We start from the raw sequence: 20,336 nt of genomic DNA, 5'->3' as shown, positions 1-20,336 counted from the left end.
CACTTATTCCCTTATCTTCAGTCCCCAGTCCCCAGTCCCCAGTCCCCAAGCTTACCCGCAACGTTACTCCGCCTGTTTGAGTAAACTTGACGGCGTTACCCAAAAGGTTAATGAGAACTTGGCGGAGTTTCCCTTCATCTGTCTGGATATAACGGGGAAGATTGGGAGCAATTTCAAATCTGAGGAATAATTGCTTTGTTTGTGCCTTTACCTGAAACATTTCTTGTAATGTTTGCAACAGCAGATAAAGGTCGAAGTCTTCAGGGGTGAAAATGATTTGTCCAGCCTCAATTTTGGACATTTCCAGGACATCGTTAATCAGATTGAGCAAGTGTTCGCCACTGCGGTTAATGGTAGCTAAAGATTCGCGTTGGTTTGAGTTGAGGCTAGTATCTCGTTCCATTAACTGAGAAAAACCCAGGATGGCATTGAGAGGCGTGCGGAGTTCGTGGCTCATATTAGCGAGGAAAGCACTTTTTGCTTGGTTGGCAGTTTCGGCTGCTTCTTTGGCAATTCTCAGCGCTTCTTCTGCTTGATGTCTGGCTCGACCGATCGCAATTATTTCACCTATCAGCTTCAATAGATTAATATCTTCTTGACTCCAGGTTTTCGAGCAGTGAATCATCGCTGCACCAACAAATCCCACTACATTGCCAGCATGAACCATTGGCACTGCTAGTAAAGACTGAAACGACATACTTTCAAAAACTTTTCGCTCAGGTAGATGGGGTGGTAAATTTTCTACACAAGAGATTTGTCGATGCCTACCACGGAGAATCGGTTCGTAGAAATAGGGGAAAACTTCTACAGGCGAGCCTTTTGCAATATCAATCAATGGTGCAACATCTTCACCACACCATTCATGGATGAGGTGGAATTCACGTTGATCTTGGGAGCATTCAAAGATGCAACTGTGTTCGGCACTAATAAACTCAGCGATCGCTTGGAGTGTAAAATTAATTGCTGTTTCTAAATTTTGGTCAATAAATTGGCGAGAAATGCTACTGAGTAAACTTTCTGCTTGAGTCCGACGTTGCAGGGCGGCTTCTGCTTGTTTGCGATCGCTAATATCACGAGCTACACCTACAATCTGGAAATTACCCTGGGCATCTTGTGTGCGGACTGCATTAGAGGTTAGCCAAACCCAGCCCCTAGTGCGATGTTTAGCGCGGTACTCAGTACCAGAAATTCCTTCACCGGTTGCGAGGATAGTTTGGGCGACTTCTTGACATTTTTGCACATCATCGGGATGAGTAAATAATGCCAAAGAATTACCCTCCATTTCGCTGGGGGCAAATCCGGTAGTATTCAAAATATTAGGAGAAATATAGTTGAAAACCCCATCAGCACTGATCGCGAACAGCACATCATTGACCTTTTCAACGATAGTGCGAAACTTTAACTCGCTTTCTTGTAGGGCTGCTTCTGCTTGTTTGCGTTCTAATTCGGCACCGGCACGGGCTGCAAAGATTTTGATAATCAGTTCCCGTCCCGGATCGTGCTTCATAGGTTTGACATCTATCACTGCTAGATGTCCAATGATTTCCCCAGAGGAACTGGTGAGAGGAACGCCAAAAAAACTCTCGGCATTCATCCTCACTAAATCTGCATCTTCAGGGAAAGCAGCTTGCACTCTTTGGGGGTAGTGGCACAGATTGCCTTCCAAGGTATGTTGACAAGGAGTGCCGTGCAAATTGTATTCCAAATTTTCGTTAATCGCCCCGCAAGACCAAAATGCCAAAGTGCGGACTTTAGTTTTCCGCTCATCATGAAACTCAGTGACTAGGGCATATTGAACTTGCAATACTTCAGCCAGATAACGAACGCAGGAATTGAAGAATTCATTACCTGTTTTTGCTGCTGTACCCTCAACAATTAAGCGTAAAGCCTGTTCTTGCCGTTTGCGATCGCTAATATCTGTAAAAACGGAATCTAAACAGGATTCTTCAGCGTTGAGACGGAGTGACAACAGTAACCAAACAACCGAACCATCGAGTCGCTGTAGTGCTACTTCAAAATTACGAACTTCACCATCTTTTTCTAACTCTGCTAACATCCGTGTGCGATCGTCTGGATTAGCATATAAGTCAGTTGTGAAAAACTTGCCAATCAAGTCAGCAGCAGAGGCAAAACCTAAAATATCGGCACCGCGTTGATTAGCCTCGATAATTAATCCATCTTGTTGCCGAGTGCGGAAAATACCCACTTGAGAATTTTCAAAGATGTTGCGGTATTTCATTTCACTACGCCGCAAAGCTTCTTCTGCTTGCTTGCGTTCTGTAATGTCACGTCCTACACCCAAAATAGCAACTGTGCCACTCTCAGGATTAATTGTCGAAGTATTAAAGTTGAACCATCGCCAATTGCCATTTTTGTGTCTTAATCGCACCTCAATATCAGTCAGTTTTTCTCCAGTAGCAGCCCTTTGTAATGCTGCGGCGCTAGTTGCTAAATCTTCCGGTTTGGTAAACTCCACCACAGAATGACCTTCTATTTCCTCTAGGCTGTATCCCATAATTGAGGTAACATTAGGCGAATGATAGGTAAAGATTCCATCTAGGTTAAGGACGAATATCAGGTCATTAGCATTTTCAACGATGCTACGGAACTTTAACTCGCTTTGCTGGAGGGCTGCTTGAGCGCGTTTGCGTTCTGTGGCATCAGTGCCTACTGAAAGAATTTCGATTAAGTTTCCTTGTGCATCTAATATGGGTTTATTTGCCCAGACTATCCAGACGCGATCGCCATTTTTGCATAAGTTCTCATTTTCGTTGAATAGATAGTTTTCTGGGTGTTGACAAATATCAACCATTAATGTCTGTAAGTCGCGCCCAGAAGTCTCGGTTTCTGGAACAATTGTGCCGATGACATTATGCCCGATAATTTCATCTAAATCGAAGCCAAAAAGCCTTTGACCGTAGTCATTTAAAAATATAATGTCACCGTTGCCGTCCCAACGCAGAATAATACAGTTGGCTGTTTGCACCAAATCTCGATACTGGACTTCGCTTTGTCGTAAGGCTTCTTCGGTGCGCTTGCGATCGCTAATATCGCGCACGACTGCCAAGATGTGTGGCTTACCGTTGTAAATGCAAGTCGTTCCTTTGACTTCCACATCTATTAAAGTACCATCTTTACAGATATCAACTGCTTGCCCATAAAATTGCTCACCAGATCGCGTTGTTTCAAGAAATTTTAGAAAAACTGAATGTGAGTTTGGGTGAATATAGACAGATGGATGTAAAGTGAGAAATTCTTCATAAGAATAACCGTGCATTTGACAAGCCGCAGGATTAACTTCAGCGACTTTTTCGTCCTCTATATCAGTAATAAATAGTCCATCATTGATTGCTTCAAAAATAGTGCGATATTGCAACTCACTTTGCCTTAGTGCTTCTTCTGACCTTTGGCGTTGGGTGATGTCGCGGAAAGTCCATACTCTACCAATAATCTGTTCGCCAATGCGCTGAGGACAGGAATATCGCTCAAATATCCTACCATCTTGTAGTTCTAAGCAATCATAACTAACTACTTCCGGCTGTGAATACAATTCTCGGACTCGTTGCAAAAACCCATCGGGGTCTTTTAGCTGGTTTGCCAAATACGCCAGTCGCTGAAGATGATCTGGTTCTGTCAAAAGCTCTGGTGTGATTGACCACATTTCTAAGAACTTTTGGTTATGAGTAGTGATATTAGTTAAACTATCAACTACTAAGATACCGTCTTGAATCGATTCAAAGATCGCGCTTAACAGAGACAAAGAGTTTTCTAAGGCTACTTGAGTTTGTTTGCGATCGCTCAAATCCCTTCCTAAAACCACCAGAGCCTTGCGTCTACCATCCTGATGAAATAGGGGAGCTTTAATCATATCGACACTGCTGACTGTCCCATCAGGTCGAGGTATAATTTCTTCTACCCGATGCACACATCCCAACTGCCAGGCTTGTTCATCTGTTTCGTTGCAGTTGAGTAAAGCATCGTGATAAAAATTGCTAAATTCTGCCAGTTCGGAGTCTGTTTTACCTTGATAATCAACCCCTTGTATCTCTAAAAATTCTAGGTTAGCCTGGTTTGACAGCAACCATTTTCCCTCGCCGTCCTTTAAGCAAATAATATCGGGTGTAGCATTAATTAATGTCTGCAATCGCTCTTCAATCTCTTGCAAAGATTCTTGAGTTTGTTTCGTTAGCGTGATATCGCGAATCACCAGTATTGCACATCGATCATCAGTCAGTTCGGTACAGGTACCAGAAATTTGTAGTGTTAAAGTTCGCTCACCCTGCTGGTACTGATAATTTGCTGTTTCATACTCCCCATTGAGTATCTGCACATCAGGATAGGCTGGCTGTCCTGCTTGTGCTAAGGGTAGCAAGTCAGTTAATTTTGCGCCGCAGATATTGCCGTGGGGTTGATTTACCAGAAGAGATTCAAAATGAGAATTGCACCATTGAATGCGTCGGTCTTCTCCTACCCAGACTACAGCATCAGCGATCGCACCTAATGTTACTTCCATCTTGGTGAGGGTAGCTTGCAATTGCTTCACCTGCTCCAATTGTTTAGCGCTCATCACCCACTCCTTAATGTCTCCTGGTATAGATAGAACAACTTGGTATAGTGATTGTATCTATAGTTGATCATTAAGGTATTTAACTATAGCAAAACTACATACTGCCTTTAAATGTTACAGCAGCAATACGGTTATCAGCATCATTGAGGGTTAAAGGGGAAAGGGAAATGGGGAAAGGTTTTGAATACATCCCACATTCCGCAGGTTAGTTTCAAAATTTTGGTATTTTCTATAAACTAGTTCTGACAACGGTTTCGGGTATTGAACCTATATTCTGCACTCCGCGATTGCAACTCTGGCTTATTGCCCCGCCGTAAGTACTCTTTAATTAAAGAATGCTTAATATCAAGCATTTTGCTATACAATATTTTTAGCTTGAGATATTTTTTGCTAACTGTGCTTAACTGTCTAACATATATTTCTTAACTGTCTTAACTGTCCTTGCATTCTACTGAAAATTGTGAAATATTGAAACCATGAAGTGCGCTCTTGATAGACTTCAAGCCACTTCCATTCTTCACATTTATCAAGCTAAACGCTTTAAGCGGACGGCTATATGTGCTGCTGTAATAGTTAGTAATTACGCACTAGACTGACTGATGTCTTGAGGCGAAAACTGCTGTGCGGGCGACCGTTGTTTTTTGCATTGACACGAATGGAAAAGCCTTACTCATGTTCAAAATCTAGTAATTTGAAGGGTTGTATTCATCACAATCATAAGCCCTACCACAGGAACATCTCCCAGAGACTTGACCTGCTGCTAGTTGTCCAGTCCCAGATAGTCGTGGGCGATCGCCTCTTGCTTCTGTCGTGAGCAGTTGGGAGACAAAAACAAATGAAAATTTTTGAAACCACATTGCGGGACGGAGAACAAGCGGCGTTTATTCATCTTGAACCCAGGCAGAAAGCTGATATTGCAGCCTCACTGGAAGCGATGGGTGTCGATATAATTGATGCTGGATTTCCCGTCGCCTCGAAGCTTGATTGGGAGGGTGCTTATGCGATAGCTGATGCAACCAACTTTGTCCAGTTAAGCGTATTGGCTAGACATATACCAAAGGACATTAAAGCAGCCTACAGTGCGGTAAAACATCATATAGACCGCACTAGATTGGCGACATGGGTTATGCCATACGAATTATACACTCGCCATACTTTTGACTCCGACATCCACAGAAGGATCATTAATTCATCACGCAAGGCAGTGAGCTATGGGCGAGATATTTTTCCGGCTGTACAGTATTATCTGGTTTACAGTGGTAACCGAGACAAGTATTTTCTGAGTGAATTGGCTTGCGAAGTAGCGGATGCTGGTGCCACATGCATAGCAATTGCGGATAGTCAGAGTACTATGAATCCAAATAGTCTCGCATCTTTGGTGAGTTTCATTAAAGAGAGCTTACCGATAGGTGTTGACATATCTATTCATTGTCATAATAATATGGGGCTTGCCCTTGCCAATACTGTGGCAGCGATTAATGCTGGTGTCAGTCAGGTGGAAGCAACTATTGGAGGAATAGGTGATGCTGGTGGAAATACACCACTTGAACAGATTTTGGCATACGCCAGTTATTTTGAGAAAGATAATCCTTTATTTGAATGTGGCTGCCGTCTTGACAGCCTTTACAAGATTGCCTGTGATCTGAGCAAGCTGACTGGTTTCCAGTTTGCATCAAATCAACCGTTTGTTGGACTAGATACTTTTAGTGTTGAAACAGGCATACACCATTCACTTGCTCAAAACATTCAAAACACCACATTTGATCCGAAAGTTATTGGCCGTAATATTAAGTCTACCGTTGGAAGACATAGTGGACTTGCTGGACTCTGTGACAAACTGCAAGAGATTGGTGTAGACACCTCGTCCATAAATTTTCATATTCTTTACTCAAAAGTCATGGAAGCGGCAGAGACAGAAGGTACAGTCTGTAACGATACACTACTCCGTTTAGTCAAGGAGATGTAATACATTGGATGTCACTGTTATTAAATATGGGGATGAAGCACTTCCAGAAATCAAACGGCACCTTAGCCAAGGACAGCCTGTTGTCTTACCCAACCCTTCTCCCTTGCCGTATATGGTAGTGGCTGTTTCTCCAGTCATAATCAATAGACTGAAATGTAGATCGGTCGATCAAAATGTGGCTTCTTTTATCGGAAGGTTCGAGACTGTCAAACAATATTTCAATCTCGACCAATACGGTATGGAAATAGCTGAAAAATGCCTCTTTGAAAAGAAAATGACTGTGCTGTGTCCAGTCAAGAACGATATTGAGGTGCCGGCATTCCTTCTACCCTCTCTTAAAAACAATCATATTCTGTTGTTTGCTACTCATTTGACTGGATTACAGCAGTTATGCCTTCAATTTCCTTCACTGTATGTTAGCAGCGGGAACGTGACAACGATGGAGCCACAGCAATTTTGTACAGATGTGCAAGCCCAGTTCAAGGAATTTGGAAACACTGAATTCAGATTGCTTCTAGTCGATGGAGATCATTTACGAGACAGACATCAACGCCACGGCTCAACAACAATGGTAGCGATCTCGCCTACTGGCAACTTTTCTGTTAAGCGCAAAGGCATACAGCAGCTACACCCCCTAACTGTCTAAGAGCTTGAAACTCAAGTACGGTGCGAAGTTCGGTATGTTGATTAACCAAAGCTTGTATTGTGCTAACTGGATTACGATGAAGGCAACGTTTTTGCTGGCGCGGAGCTTCGTCCAAAGCTAATCGACGACGTTGAGTTTTATACTCAGTTATAGGTACTTGCTGAATTTTTTCAAGTAACTGTTGCTCACTTTCTGCTACAAATATAACTTGAAATTGACCTAACTCACGTAATTCAACAGTTAATTGGTATGGCGTTCCTTGAAAAGAGAGAGTATTGTCATCCTTTACCCAATACTCAAAAAGCCTTCTTTCCTATTGCCTTTTAGCTCTGCTTCAACATAGAATTAGCAACTTGGTATAGAGATTGTAAGTTTAGTCCATCATTAGGATACTCAACCACAGCAAAGTTACAAGTTACCTGAAAGCGATCGCCATTTGAAGCTGTAAATACTTGCTGGCGAAGCTTAATTAAAATTTCACTGAGACGATGTTTGACGACAAGCTGCTCTGTGTCTACTGTCACTTCTGTTTCCGTAAATCCTGAAACTCCCACCACAAATTCTCCGTTACCCCAATAGCCCAATATTTCGCCACTGCAAAATGCTGATTGGAATAGCCGACTCCATCGTTGCAATACTTGATTACCAGCCTCATGGCCGTACTGGATATTAATTTGGCGTAAATCGCTGATATTCAAGATCATCAAGCAAAGCGATCGCTGATTTTTTTCGGCTTGAGCAATTAGGTGTTGTAAGTCGCGGCTAGACTGAAATTGATTTGCCAGTCCCGTTAAGGGATCTTTGGTAGAGAGCGACTGGAGTAAGCGGCTGCGTTCTAAGCGATGGGTAATCCTGGCCAGCAATTCTGCCCCCACAACAGGTTTCACCACATAATCATCTCCCCCAGCAGCAAACACCTGCTGCACCGTTTCCATCTCTCGGTGAGCCGTTAGAAAGACAATTGGCAATTCCTGCCATTGGGGATCTGTGCGAACTGCCCGGCAAAGTTCTATACCACGAATTTGGGGCATTTCCACGTCCAAAATCAACAAATCTGGTGCAGTAGATTGTAATACTTCCCAGAAACGTAGGGGATCGTCCAATCCGGTGATTCGCATTCCCCAAGGTTCTAACATTGGGCCTAGTGCGGCTAAAATAAGCGGGTCATCATCAACGACTAATACATTTACTTTTAAAGAACGGGTAAACTGTAATATTTGTGAGACAGTTTCCCAAACTTGACTTGCAGCGACAGGCTTGAGAAGAAAACCCCGCGCCCCAGACTGAGCCAAAGTTACACGATCTACTAGTCGATCGGTAACAGCAAGTGCCAGAACAGGTATAGGAGGGGTGTGTGTTGCTAAGTCCAACATTAATGCTAAAGTTTCCTCTCGCTGCCCGATCTCATCTACATTTAGCACTACTAAATCTGGTGATGTGGTTTGCAAGAAGTTTTTTGCACCTTCTAACGTTGTTATTTGCTGCCAACGCATTCCCATAGAATATGCTACTTGTTGCAACTGTGAACCCAGTTGTAAATCAGGGTCAATCAGCAGTAACTTAGAACTTATCTCTTCCTCAATCGAGGTAGCAGTTTGATCTACTAGCTTTTGTGCCATTAAGTTTAACAATTCGCCTAACTCTTGTATCAGCGATATCAGTCGGCGTTTTTGGGCTGCCAATAACTCTCCATCTTTGGCTAAAATCTGTTCAATTTTCCGTGCTATTTGAGTTCCTGTTTCTTGCTCAAACATTCCCAAAACACCAGCTAGCTTATGCGCTTCCCGTTCAGCCGAATTACGTAATTTTATAGTTAGTGTGCCGCTAGAGAGTTCTGCTGCTGCTTGTTGCAATACCTCCATTCGCTGTGTCATTAACCCCTGGTATTGACTCCACAGCCCATTCATTGCTTGCTTAAACTGCTGTTCAACGGATGGAGAGGTATCGGTTGTGGAAGAATTTTGAACTGGATTTTTTTGAGTTATTTCTTTTTTGCTATTTCCACTACTAGTAGTTTTTTGGGATTTTAAGCGATATCCCAAACCATAAACGTTTTCAATCCAGTCTACGGCTCCAACTACTTTCAACTTGTGTCGTAACCCCTTAATATGAGACTTCACAGTTTCTTCTTGGGGTGGATCGTCAAAAGTCCAGAGATGTTCGATAATATCTCCCCGACTAAAAACCCGCAATGGATTCCGCAGTAATATCTCCAGCAGACTATATTCTTTAGGTGTCAAATCCAGAACTTGATTGTCGTATGTTACTTCGCAAATACTTGGATCTAAACGCAATGCTCCAACTTCTAGCACTGGAGGACGGGGAGTATCGCCGCGACGTAGCAAAGCGCGTACTCTTGCTTGCAGTTCTCTCAAATTTAAAGGTTTAATTAGATAATCATCTGCTCCAGCATCGAGTCCACGAATGCGATCGCTAGTTTCATCTTTTGCTGTGATCAATAAAATAGGAGTGGAACAGCCACTAGAACGTAAGCGCTGGCATAAAGTAATACCATCCAGTTTCGGCAATACCACATCTGTTAATATCAAGTCGTAGTTCGTAGCTTGGGCATATTCCCAACCAATTTGTCCATCTTCTGCTATTTCAACAGCATAGTGTTGTTGGGTAAGAGACTGCAACAAAACACTTGCTAAAACTTCGTCATCTTCAATCAGCAAGATTCTCATCGCAACACTACCTTTTTTTGCATATAGAAATCCTATTGGGACTTAAACAAAAATGTAGACAAAATTGGCTTTATAAGCAGTAAATACATGATGATGAACATCAAGCAATCAAAAAATTAACTTCAAGGACATTCGATTACCACAGGTTTACAAACTGAAGCGATCGCAATTTCTGCAATGTGATGCAAAAAACGACATCATTAATCAAGCAACAGGTTTTTTGCTGTACCCGCCACAAGAATAATAGCTATGCTTGGTGTTTCAGTTTCTATATTGCTTATGGGTGAATATCATAACAGATAAGCACTATGTCGCCAGTCACAAATTAAAATTGTCTTGATAACTTTTATGAATTGGTTGATTACGATTTTTTAAAAAATTACTATTGCGGTTTCTCAGCACTGCTTGAATTTCTGCAATGATGGCGATCGCTATTTCTTCTGGTGTCTCTGCACCGATATCAATACCAACAGGACTATACAATCTATTTAATTGTTCACTAGTAGGAACTATCCCTTTGCTGGATAAATCTTGCAGCAATCTTTCTGTGCGATACTTTGTTCCTAAAACGCCAATATAACGTGCAGGAGATGGTAGCATCATCTTTAAAATTTCTAGATCGTCAAGATAATTATGCGTCATCACTACAGCTATTGTTTGAACATCTATAAAAATCTGTTTATGTATAATGTCTCGATTGCTAAGGATCACATCACAACCTAGAGGAAATCGCGCTCTAGTTGTCTCATTAGCTCGACAATCAACTACAGTAACATCCCAACCTAATGCTTGAGCAAACTTTGCTACGGGTACAGCGCCATAACCTGCACCAAATATTACTAAAGGTGTGGGTGGTTGAATGACTTCGATGAAAACTTCTGCACTGCCTAAAGGTAACTGATAGTTGTTGACGCTTGACTTTTGATTAACAAAGGCCGCTTGAACATCTGCACTCAGAGATTCAATTAAATTTGGATCTTTAATGTCAGTGACAATTTTACCATTTGGATACAGCAGCAAGCGCGACCCAAGTTTTACATCTACCTCGCCTTCAAAAGCAAAGACTGTAGCAATGATACCCAAATGTTTTTTATGAAAGCACTCTTGTGTAAAAGCGATCGCATTGGGTATGCTTTTTCTCTCAAGCCGTTCGATGAGAACTTGTACTACGCCATTGCATCCTAAACCAAAACCCCAAAGAATATCTTCCGAGGCGGTGCGATCGTAAGTCACAAGAATTGGTTTGCCGTCTGACATTCGTTGCTGAGTATACTCAAATACGTCATTCTCTAAGCAACCAGCGCTGATTGTTCCGATCATCCGACCTGTATTTGTCATAAACATTTTAGCACCAGGTCGGCGATAGGTTGAACCTTGAGTTTTAACTACAGTGGCAAGAAAAGTGATTTCACCACTTTCTTGACTGGATTCAAAGCCTTCTAAAATTGCTTGTAATTCATTCATTTGATTGTTTATTTTTCTATTTATAGTAGTTTTGAAGCTTGAGGATATGATAGTGACAATGAAAACTAATAGAGTTTAGTTAAGGCTATAACTCAATACACTTCTTTTAAGGATAATCAGAGGTTGAGGTTGAGGAACGAAACCCAACACTTTCGGTAGTTTTTGATGCTCGCTGAACTTTATTGAGCTATAACTATTTGTGAAAGTCAATTTTTTTAACAAACTGGTTAAAGGTTAAATTTTATTTAAATGCAGAGGAGTGCAAAAGTAAGCGCCGGAAATTCACTACAAATTAATGAAATGTTGTACTAAGTTTAATTAATGCGTCCCTCTGCAATGCCAATGCGTCCCTCTGCAATGCCAATGCGTCCCTTTGCAATGCTAATGCGTCCCTTTGCAATGCCAATGCGTTCCACTGTAATGCTAATGCGTTCCTCTGCAATGCCAATGCGTTCCACTGTAATGCCAATACGTTCATCTGCAATGCCAATACGTTCATCTGCAATGCTAATGCGTTCCTCTGCAATGTTAATGCGTCCTTCTGCATTTAAAAAACGCTTCAATTTTAATGAAGCAGTCTAGGAGCCTGGCCACGAGTGGCATCCAGTCCTGATGATAGACGAGGTAGAGAGATTGTTTTGCCTGTTTGTGCGGCTTCGTAAATCAAGGTTATTAGTTTTGGTCTGTAAGGAACCTCCACGTGGGGTAGCTTGCCCAGTCGGTTGTTGGGCTGCAATCTCTTCGTTCATACTACCAAGTGCGGCGGCTGAAATGGCTCCTAATCTAGCAGTTGTTAGAATCTGACGACCAGAAAACTATCCTTTAAACAATTTAGACATTGTAGTTTTTTAATGATGAAATTTTGGACTTAGGGGGTGCTGGTTGGAGTTGGGGTGCTAGTTGGGCTACTAGTTGGAGTGCTAGTTGGGCTGCTAGTTGGGGTACTATTTGAAGTTCCACCAGGATTAACAATGGAACGAACCTCTTCCAAGTGTTGTTGGAGGCTTGGTAACGTTTGAGCCGCAAATGCTTTCACATCTGGATCTTGTCCCTGTTGAGCTTCAGTTTGAAATGCCGCGACATCCTTTTCATGAGCTTGAAGCATCTGATTCAGATATTGTCGATCAAAGTTAGTGCCAGAAAGCCTAGATAAACGTTGCTTGATTTGCTGATTATTGCTGCCGATACTAGTTGGTAGCGTGACACCTTTTTGAGCTGCCAACTGTTTGAGTTGGGCGTTGACCTGGGTATGATCTTGAACCATACGCTGTCCATATTGTTTGACTACATTGCTCCTTCCACGTTGTGATGCAAGTTGTCCTAATTGAACTTCTGCTAAACCATCTTGAGCCGCTTCAATCATAAATTGTCTGTCTGAAGAACTGAGGTTATTTTGCCCTGATGCAGTTGGAGAAGCACTTGGGGAAGCAGTTGGAGAAGCACTTGGAGATGGACTTTCAGTTGCTTGCACAGACTGAGCAGATGGGACTTCCGATGTATTCTGGTCACGGGGAGTAGTTGGTGTGCAACCAGTTGTGACAGATAAAGCGATCGCTACTAAACCAGTAGAAAATATTTTGAAGTTGGACATAATTAACGCTTTCCTTAAATAAAAGTGTATTTTGAGACGCAAAACTGTCGCGATCGGATAGTTAGGTGCGATCGCTAATTTAATGACGAGTTTAAATCTAATATTTACCCCAGATAATCTGGATTCATTGCTATAGTGTTGTTTTGCTTTAATCCCAAAGCGAAAGCAGTTTATTAAAAACTGCGTTTACCGATCTCTATAATTGCCTCCTACTAAGCAATAACAGGAATAAGCCGAATAGTATCACGACAATTTGGCATAGAGAATCTAACTAAGGTGTGTTTTGAAACTTACTCCGTAAGACGCATTCACAATGCAAGCCGATGTGTTGATAATGCAAGCCGATGCATTCACAATGCAAGCCGATGTGTTAATAATGCAAGCCGATGCATTCACAATGCAAATTGATGCATTCACAATGTAAGCCCATACATTCACAATGCAAGTTGATACATTCACAATGCAATGTAAAGACACGAAATTCGACTGGCTGGGCCCGCTACGCTAACGTCTCACTACGCGCTTTTGCGTCTATAAATTATTGTTCACCAAATATCTATTTAAATTCATCTTACTGTTATATTTTAAGTTGTAATGGGTACGTTAAATGTACACAATACTACTTAAACATCTATGACTATCCAAGATACAACACGCCGTTTGCGTCCTCAAACTATTAGTCAAGATATTAGCTCATTCCACGGTTTGCAAACCGTCAACACCTATAATACAAACCGTGTTGATGCCTCATCTGCAAAGTTACAGGAAGTTTATCAGGCGATGTTGATTTCTCAACAAGCCGAAACTGAGAAACTAGCTTTATACCGGGCTGCTGCTGATGCTGCCCGATTAGCAGAATGGGAATTTCATAACGCTGTATTAGCGATGAAAGAAGTCGTGCGCGGGCAATATGGCTCAGATAGCGATCAAGCCCAAGCAGTGGGATTGAAGAAAAAATCAGACCGCAAACGTCCTTCTCGTAAAAAGGCAGTTGCGATCGCGTAACCGCACGCTGGAGGGCAGGGGGAGCAGGGGAGGCAGGGGAGACAAGGGGACAAGAGGTGAGAACTTGAAACAAGTCTTTCCCCTTGTCCCCAAATCCTCTTACCCATGCCCAATGACAAATGACCAATGCCCAATGCCCTACAGCAATTTATCTAATGTAATTGGCAAATCACGAACGCGCTTACCTGTGGCATGATAAACAGCGTTAGCGATCGCCGCAGCAACACCAGTAATGCCAATTTCCCCAATCCCTTTGACACCAAGGGGGTTGATATATGGATCGTGTTCATCAACAAACAACACCTCAATATCAGGAACGTCTGCATTTACTGGTACGTGATATTCAGCTAAATCATGGTTGACAACGCGTCCTAGATTCGGGTCTATAAGCGTATGTTCCATCAGTGCCATACCGATACCGTAGACAATCCCACCGATGAGTTGACTGTTGGCTGTTTTAGCGTTGAGGATGCGTCCAACACCAAAGCTTCCCACCCAGCGCGTTACTCGCACTTCGCCGGAATCAGGATTAACGCGGACTTCGGCAAATTGCGATCCAAATGCGTGCATTGAAAACTTCTTTTGTTCGTCTCCCAGCTTGGCATCTGCACGCGCTTCGATCATTTTCATTCCATGTCGTGCCAAGATTGCTTGATATGTTTCGCTTACAGACGATTTATTTTTTAAGAAAAAGCTACCATTTTGGGCAATCACATCTTCAGCGTTTGAACTATAAAGCGGCGATTTTTGATCGGCAAGTGCTAGTTGTAAAAGTTTACTACGAGCTTGATTGCCCGCTAAATGTACAGCCGAACTTACACTAGCTGCTGTTTGCGAACCACCGGAAATGGGAGTTTCTGGCATCTTAGTATCGCCTAGTTCAAAGCGAACTTTCTCAACTTGTACACCAAGCGCATCAGCTGCAACTTGAGTCATGACAGTATAAGTTCCCGTACCAATATCTTGAGAACCGCTTTGCACTACGGCTGTACCGTCTGCCATAATCTGAGCGATCGCAGATGCCGGAGAACGATTAGTAGGATAAGTAGCCGTTGCCATACCCCAACCAATCAAATAATTGCCGTCTCGCATTGAACGGGGTTGAGGATTACGCTTTTGCCAGCCAAACTTTTCTGCTCCTGTCTTGTAGCACTGGATTAGTGACTTGCTCGACCAAGGCAGTCCTTTACTAGGATCGACATCAGCGTGGTTACGCAGGCGCAGTTCCACCGGATCGATATTGAGCGCATAAGCCAGTTCGTCCATTGCCGATTCTAAGGCGAACGATCCAGAAGCTTCACCTGGGGCCCGCATATAGGTTGGTGTTCCCTGATCTAGCTGAACCAGACGATAGCTAGTTTCGATATTCGGGCAAGCGTAAATCATCTGAGCGCTTTTACCAACAGGTTCGATAAATTCATCGAAAGTTGAAGTCTGTGAAGTGCCGGTGTGTCGGAGAGCGGTCAATTTGCCATCGCGGGTTGCACCCAAAGAAACCTGTTGAATTGTCTCTGGTCGAAAGCCCACAGGCCCATACATCTGTATGCGTCCCAAAACTAATTTCACTGGGCGATTAACCTGCCGTGCTGCGATCGCCGCTAGCGGTACGTGTGACCAAGCCGACCCTTTGCAACCAAAGCCACCGCCCACAAAGTAAGACATAATGCGGACTTTCTCAGGCTTAATTCCTAATACCTCCGCAACTTTTTGTTGAGTCGAAAAAATTCCCTGAGTTGCATCATAGAGCAGCAGTTCATCGCCTTGCCAAACTGCTGTTGTAGCATGAGGCTCCATCGGATTGTGATTTTCCACTGGAGTGGTATAAGTCTGCTCGACGCGCACAGCAGCATTCCCTAGTCCCTGCTTAACATTGCCATGAGATGAATCGGGCGATTCTTTTGGCAAGTATGCCTTAGCGAGGTTATCCCGCATATTGATGGCTGGTTTCTCTTCGTCATAGCGGACTTGCACCAGCGAAGCAGCATACATCGCTCGTTCAAAGGTATCAGCAATCACGACACCAATATGCTGACCGCTATAAAGCACAACGTTATCTTGTAGCACTTGCACCTTATGACCGCCGCCCTTTTCTCCATCAGCTTTGGGCGCGTTGAGGTGAGTAATTACCGCTAGCACACCTGGTACTTGCTCCGCCGCCTTGGTATCGATTTGGGCAATTTTACCTTTAGCGATCGCACTTTGAATTGTGACTCCATAAGTCATTTTTGCAACTGGAAACTCTGCCGCATAGCGTGCTTCACCCGTCACCTTCAGACGACCATCAACTCGGTTGAGTGGTTTGCCGACAACTGTATTTTTATCCCCTGTATTCATACCATTCCTCCTACTGTTGTCAGCGCCTTAACAATGGTGCGTTTAGCCAGTTCGACCTTAAACCCGTTGTATTTTTGAGGTTTAGCTCCAGCAACGGCAGCATTTGCTGCTGCTTGAAATGCTGCCTGATTTGCTGGCTGATTCACAAGGGCTTTTTCTGCATCGTAGGCACGCCAGGGTTTTGTCCCTACCCCACCAAGGGCAATACGTGCCGAGCGAATAATTCCATTTTGAATATCTAGCACCGCCGCCACTGATACCATTGCAAAAGCATAAGAAGCGCGATCGCGGACTTTTAAATAGTGCGATCGGCTTGCATTGGGTGAAGCAGGTAAGTCAACGGCAACAATTAACTCTCCGTGTTGTAAAACTGTTTCCCGTTCTGGTGTCTCGCCGGGGACAAGATGAAAATCTACAAGTGGAATACTCCGCTCTCCATTCGGCCCCCGTGTTTGCACAACCGCATCAAGTGCTACCATTGCCACCGCCATATCAGAAGGATGAGTGGCAATACAGCGATCGCTACCGCCGAGAATCGCGTGAATCCGGTTATAACCCTCAATTGCCGCACAACCGGAACCAGGAACGCGCTTATTGCAGGGCATGGAAGTATCGCGGAAGTAGTAACACCGGGTACGTTGTAGCAAATTTCCGCCCACCGTTGCCATGTTTCGCAGTTGAGGTGATGCCCCAGACAACAATGCTTCAGACAGCACAGGGTAACGCTTTTGAATTATTGCATCATAAGCAACGTCGCTATTACGCGCCATTGCTCCAATCCGTAGATTGTTACTCTGCATTTCTATCTTGCTTAGTGGGAGTGGGTTAATATCAACCAACTCTGTTGGCGTTTGCACATTCAACTTCATCAAATCGATTAGGCTAGTACCACCAGCAAGATACGAGGCTTCGGCATCTGGAGCCACCAACGCCACGGCATTTTCCGCTTGTCGCGCTTTTTGATAGTTAAACGGCTGCATCTTTTTTTCCTTCTAAGACATCGCGGACAGCAGCCACGATATTTGGATAAGCACCGCAACGGCAGATATTGCCGCTCATTAATTCCCGAATGTCGTCATCTGACTTAGCGTGTTCTTCTTTGACTAAACCCACCGCCGAACAAATTTGTCCCGGTGTGCAATAACCGCACTGAAATGCGTCGCGGGCAAGAAATGCGGCTTGCATCGGGTGCAGATTGTCTCCTTGCGCCAGACCTTCAATAGTTGTAATGGCAGCATCTGTGTGCATGATGGCAAAAGTCAGGCAGGAGTTAATTCGCTGTCCATCAACCAGCACCGTACAAGCACCACATTGACCGTGGTCACAACCTTTTTTACTACCAGTTAACCCTATGTATTCACGAAGTGCATCAAGTAAGGTAACACGCGGTTCAATTTGCAAACTATGTTTTGTTCCGTTCACCTGTAGCGTCACCTTCATAGTTTCAGATATCGAACTTTTCAGCATAGGGGTAGTTTTTTTCACCGGAGTTTGTGCCACAGTTTTCTCAGCAAAATTACTGGTTGTAGCCGCTACTGTACTGACGAGCATCAATTGACCTAATCTGCGCCGCCTTAGACGAAACTTCATCTTTTTACTCCATTCTGCTTTTGTTGAGTAATAATATTCAGTAATTCTTCTGGCTTAAATTCTTAGTAAAAATCATTTTTACCTTATAAATATTTACCTCAAAATAATATTGTTAACAGAATACAATTTCATCTTGTTCCCGTCTCTCTATCAGAAGATTTATGTCATAAGTATCATTAATAGTTCTCATCCTGTTCTGGAACTAACAATATTTTTAGTTATTGCTGTATCAATAATTGGAGGTTAGGGTTGAGTAGAATATTACTGATTAACCTATGACATCCGAAATCGTGCTTTGCTCAAAGAAGAATTCGGGGAATGTCCCTAAATCCTAATATAAAATTGAAAAGCTGAAATTATGAACACCCAAACAACAACCCAACTACCAATTCCCCCACACTTTAAACCCGATAAAGTAGGAGAGGTCTGGCGTGTACCTTACCAACAAATCGCCGCAGCATCTGAAGCTTGGGTAAAACAACACGAAATCAAACCAGCATCCTCAGATGCAAAGCGTATTTGCCTATTGTTAATTGATATTCAAAATACTTTTTGTATCCCCAACTTTGAACTATTTGTAGGTGGACAATCGGGGAATGAGGCGGTGAATGATAACGTCAGATTGTGTGAGTTTATCTATCGCAACTTGGGAGTAATTACAAAAATTATACCTACTCTAGATACCCATACAGCAACGCAAATCTTCCATCCCATCTTTTGGGTGAATGCCGCCGGAGAACATCCTACTCCAGCAGCGACTAACATCACTTTAGCAGACATCGAACAAGGTATCTGGAAGGTTAACCCAACGGTTGCTGATAGTATTACTAATGGGGATTATGAATTATTAGAAAAACACGCTTATCATTACGTTAGAAAACTCAGCCAAGATGGAAAATATCCCCTAACAATTTGGCCTTATCATTCTATGTTGGGCGGTATTGGTCATGCTTTAGTTTCATCGGTGGAGGAAGCAATATTTTTCCACAGCATTGCTCGTCAAAGCCAAACACAATTTGAAATTAAGGGTGAAAATCCTTTAACGGAAAATTATTCGATCTTACGTCCAGAGGTGTTGGAAGATTTTGAACAACGTCCACTTGGTCAAAAGAACACTCGTTTGATTAAGCAACTTTTAGAATTTGATACTGTTATTATTGGAGGACAAGCTAAAAGTCATTGCGTCGCCTGGACAATTGACGATTTATTAACAGAAATTAAAGAGGTAGATGCTACCCTTGCTCAAAAAATCTATCTACTAGAAGATTGCACTTCTCCCGTTGTTGTTCAAAATATTGTGGACTACACAGAACAGGCAGATGCAGCATTTGCAAGGTTTGCAGAGGCAGGAATGCACATCATAAAATCTAGCGAAAATATAGCATCCTTTATTTAACGCAAAGGATCGCAAAGGTTCCGCAGAGGAACACAGAGATTTCCTTTGCGAAACCTTTGCGCTTCCCTCGGCGTTCCTCTGCGTTTAAAAACAAACCTCATTTCTTCAAATAACCTTTGGGATCTTGTGCTACCCAACCCAAAGATGAGGTAGAACGCACTTCAAAATGGAGATGTGATTGAGTGGAAGTTGGTTTGCCACTAGTGCCTACTGTTCCTAGTAAGTCTCCTTTTTTTACTTGCTGACCAACAGTAACCTTAATACTGTCAAGCTGGGCGTAGCGGCTTTGAAGCCCCCCACTGTGGTTAATGATGACCAACTTGCCATAAGAACCTTGGTCATTAGCAAAGGCTACGGTTCCAGGAGCGATCGCTAATACATTACTCCCAACTGGTGCTAATAAGTCAACACCACTGTGGAAAAAAACTTCACCTGTCGCCGGATTAATTTGCCATCCATAAGCTAATCCTACATTTGCCACTTGTGCCAAGGGATATCCAGACAGGGATGCACGGTTTGGTGTACCTGCATCAGTAGGTAAAGGGGACTTAGTTACAACACCATTGGGCGACCAATTTACCCCCGGAACAAACACAATTCTGGGATCTTGTTGGCAGCCATTCACCTCAAAAAGGCTATCAGCACGAACTTTGTATTGTGCTGCCACTTGTCGCCAAGTTTGACCGCGAGGTACTTCAACTACAATCCCATTGTAGGGAGGAATTTGAAGCACACTACCAACGGGTGCGTAGGTGGAACCCGCCGCAGGCATCGCGCCATTCTGCAAAGCTGGATTCATGCCAATAATAGTTGTAGGTATGAGATTGTAGCGCTGCGCTATGCTCTCCAAAGTTTCGCCACGAACAACTTTATGGCGTTGGAAGCGAGATAGGGCTGGAATCGGGCAACCACCTACAGCAGCGTTAGCACTGTTCAAGTTTGGCAGTATGCTTACTAGGCCCAAGGCGCTAACTAGGCTACAGAGAAACAGTTGACGAAAAGGTAAAGTCATGTATACAGATCAAGAGCGCATTAACTTTAAATTTTAGATGGAGAGTGTGGGAAGTGGGGAGATCGGGGAGTAGAGGGG

The 20,336-nt window shown here is 43.2% G+C and carries 14 protein-coding genes; 4 read left to right on the top strand and 10 right to left on the bottom strand.

All coding sequences use genetic code 11. From position 1 onward, the window contains the following. Positions 1-4,567, bottom strand: a 4,567-nt coding sequence (locus tag G1O98_RS27540) for a PAS domain S-box protein (protein WP_163934724.1), incomplete at its 3' end; no start/stop codon positions are given. 683 nt (positions 4,568-5,250) lie between these two features. Then, entirely contained in the window at positions 5,251-5,424 is a 174-nt protein-coding gene (locus tag G1O98_RS27535) for a hypothetical protein (RefSeq protein WP_163934720.1), read from the bottom strand. Between G1O98_RS27535 and G1O98_RS27530 the strand changes: the two genes are divergently transcribed. Continuing rightward, complete coding sequence (locus G1O98_RS27530; protein WP_163934717.1) at positions 5,424-6,533, top strand: LeuA family protein; 1,110 nt, start codon at positions 5,424-5,426, stop codon at positions 6,531-6,533. The genes G1O98_RS27535 and G1O98_RS27530 overlap by 1 nt on opposite strands. Before the next feature lie 4 nt (positions 6,534-6,537). After that, entirely contained in the window at positions 6,538-7,179 is a 642-nt protein-coding gene (locus tag G1O98_RS27525) for a hypothetical protein (protein WP_163934714.1), read from the top strand. A gap of 323 nt (positions 7,180-7,502) precedes the next feature. Here the strand turns inward: G1O98_RS27525 and G1O98_RS27520 are convergent, their stop codons facing one another. The 4 genes from G1O98_RS27520 to G1O98_RS27505 all read right to left on the bottom strand — a co-directional run bounded on the left by G1O98_RS27520 (position 7,503) and on the right by G1O98_RS27505 (position 12,921). Beyond that, positions 7,503-9,866 (bottom strand): response regulator, encoded by a 2,364-nt coding sequence (locus G1O98_RS27520; RefSeq protein WP_163934711.1) that lies wholly within the window; start codon positions 9,864-9,866, stop codon positions 7,503-7,505. Between the two features lie 318 nt (positions 9,867-10,184). Next, positions 10,185-11,330 (bottom strand): XdhC/CoxI family protein, encoded by a 1,146-nt coding sequence (locus G1O98_RS27515; protein WP_163934708.1) that lies wholly within the window; start codon positions 11,328-11,330, stop codon positions 10,185-10,187. Between the two features lie 314 nt (positions 11,331-11,644). Beyond that, positions 11,645-11,893, bottom strand: coding sequence for a hypothetical protein (locus G1O98_RS27510; protein ID WP_163934705.1), 249 nt, complete (start codon positions 11,891-11,893; stop codon positions 11,645-11,647). 305 nt (positions 11,894-12,198) lie between these two features. Next, complete coding sequence (locus G1O98_RS27505) at positions 12,199-12,921, bottom strand: DUF4142 domain-containing protein (protein ID WP_163934702.1); 723 nt, start codon at positions 12,919-12,921, stop codon at positions 12,199-12,201. A 633-nt stretch (positions 12,922-13,554) separates the two neighbouring features. On the opposite strand from G1O98_RS27505, the gene G1O98_RS27500 reads away from it, so the two are divergent. Further along, a complete protein-coding gene (locus tag G1O98_RS27500) occupies positions 13,555-13,926 on the top strand; it encodes a hypothetical protein (protein WP_163934699.1) in 372 nt (123 codons plus the stop codon). A gap of 138 nt (positions 13,927-14,064) precedes the next feature. On the opposite strand, the gene G1O98_RS27495 is transcribed toward G1O98_RS27500, so the two are convergent. From G1O98_RS27495 to G1O98_RS27485, 3 genes are read right to left on the bottom strand one after another with little or no spacing between them, the layout of a single operon-like run. Then, entirely contained in the window at positions 14,065-16,260 is a 2,196-nt protein-coding gene (locus G1O98_RS27495) for a xanthine dehydrogenase family protein molybdopterin-binding subunit (RefSeq protein ID WP_163934695.1), read from the bottom strand. Then, a complete protein-coding gene (locus G1O98_RS27490; protein ID WP_163934691.1) occupies positions 16,257-17,240 on the bottom strand; it encodes a xanthine dehydrogenase family protein subunit M in 984 nt (327 codons plus the stop codon). The genes G1O98_RS27495 and G1O98_RS27490 overlap by 4 nt, the downstream gene beginning before the upstream one ends. Beyond that, entirely contained in the window at positions 17,227-17,850 is a 624-nt protein-coding gene (locus tag G1O98_RS27485; protein WP_163934689.1) for a 2Fe-2S iron-sulfur cluster-binding protein, read from the bottom strand. The genes G1O98_RS27490 and G1O98_RS27485 overlap by 14 nt, the downstream gene beginning before the upstream one ends. A 358-nt stretch (positions 17,851-18,208) precedes the next feature. Between G1O98_RS27485 and G1O98_RS27480 the strand changes: the two genes are divergently transcribed. After that, on the top strand, positions 18,209-19,246 hold the full coding sequence (locus G1O98_RS27480; protein WP_163934686.1) for an isochorismatase: 1,038 nt from the start codon (positions 18,209-18,211) through the stop codon (positions 19,244-19,246). 97 nt (positions 19,247-19,343) lie between these two features. Here the strand turns inward: G1O98_RS27480 and G1O98_RS27475 are convergent, their stop codons facing one another. Further along, a complete protein-coding gene (locus G1O98_RS27475) occupies positions 19,344-20,258 on the bottom strand; it encodes a M23 family metallopeptidase (RefSeq protein ID WP_163934682.1) in 915 nt (304 codons plus the stop codon). Positions 20,259-20,336: the final 78 nt, after the last annotated feature.

Origin of the sequence: Nostoc sp. UIC 10630 (assembly GCF_010747425.1) — a bacterium.
Taxonomy (GTDB): Bacteria; Cyanobacteriota; Cyanobacteriia; order Cyanobacteriales; family Nostocaceae; genus Nostoc.
The sequence above is the reverse complement of the archived record's forward strand: the minus strand, read 5'-3'. Positions and strand labels throughout refer to the sequence as shown.

What these genes read in the sequence shown, in the direction of transcription:
- G1O98_RS27485 (WP_163934689.1), bottom strand. Translation starts at nt 17,850, where the DNA reads ATGAAGTTTCGTCTAAGGCGGCGCAGATTAGGTCAATTGATGCTCGTC.
- G1O98_RS27475 (WP_163934682.1), bottom strand. Translation starts at nt 20,258, where the DNA reads ATGACTTTACCTTTTCGTCAACTGTTTCTCTGTAGCCTAGTTAGCGCC.
- G1O98_RS27500 (WP_163934699.1), top strand. Translation starts at nt 13,555, where the DNA reads ATGACTATCCAAGATACAACACGCCGTTTGCGTCCTCAAACTATTAGT.
- G1O98_RS27505 (WP_163934702.1), bottom strand. Translation starts at nt 12,921, where the DNA reads ATGTCCAACTTCAAAATATTTTCTACTGGTTTAGTAGCGATCGCTTTA.
- G1O98_RS27520 (WP_163934711.1), bottom strand. Translation starts at nt 9,866, where the DNA reads ATGAGAATCTTGCTGATTGAAGATGACGAAGTTTTAGCAAGTGTTTTG.
- G1O98_RS27535 (WP_163934720.1), bottom strand. Translation starts at nt 5,424, where the DNA reads ATGTGGTTTCAAAAATTTTCATTTGTTTTTGTCTCCCAACTGCTCACG.
- G1O98_RS27480 (WP_163934686.1), top strand. Translation starts at nt 18,209, where the DNA reads ATGAACACCCAAACAACAACCCAACTACCAATTCCCCCACACTTTAAA.
- G1O98_RS27495 (WP_163934695.1), bottom strand. Translation starts at nt 16,260, where the DNA reads ATGAATACAGGGGATAAAAATACAGTTGTCGGCAAACCACTCAACCGA.
- G1O98_RS27515 (WP_163934708.1), bottom strand. Translation starts at nt 11,330, where the DNA reads ATGAATGAATTACAAGCAATTTTAGAAGGCTTTGAATCCAGTCAAGAA.
- G1O98_RS27490 (WP_163934691.1), bottom strand. Translation starts at nt 17,240, where the DNA reads ATGCAGCCGTTTAACTATCAAAAAGCGCGACAAGCGGAAAATGCCGTG.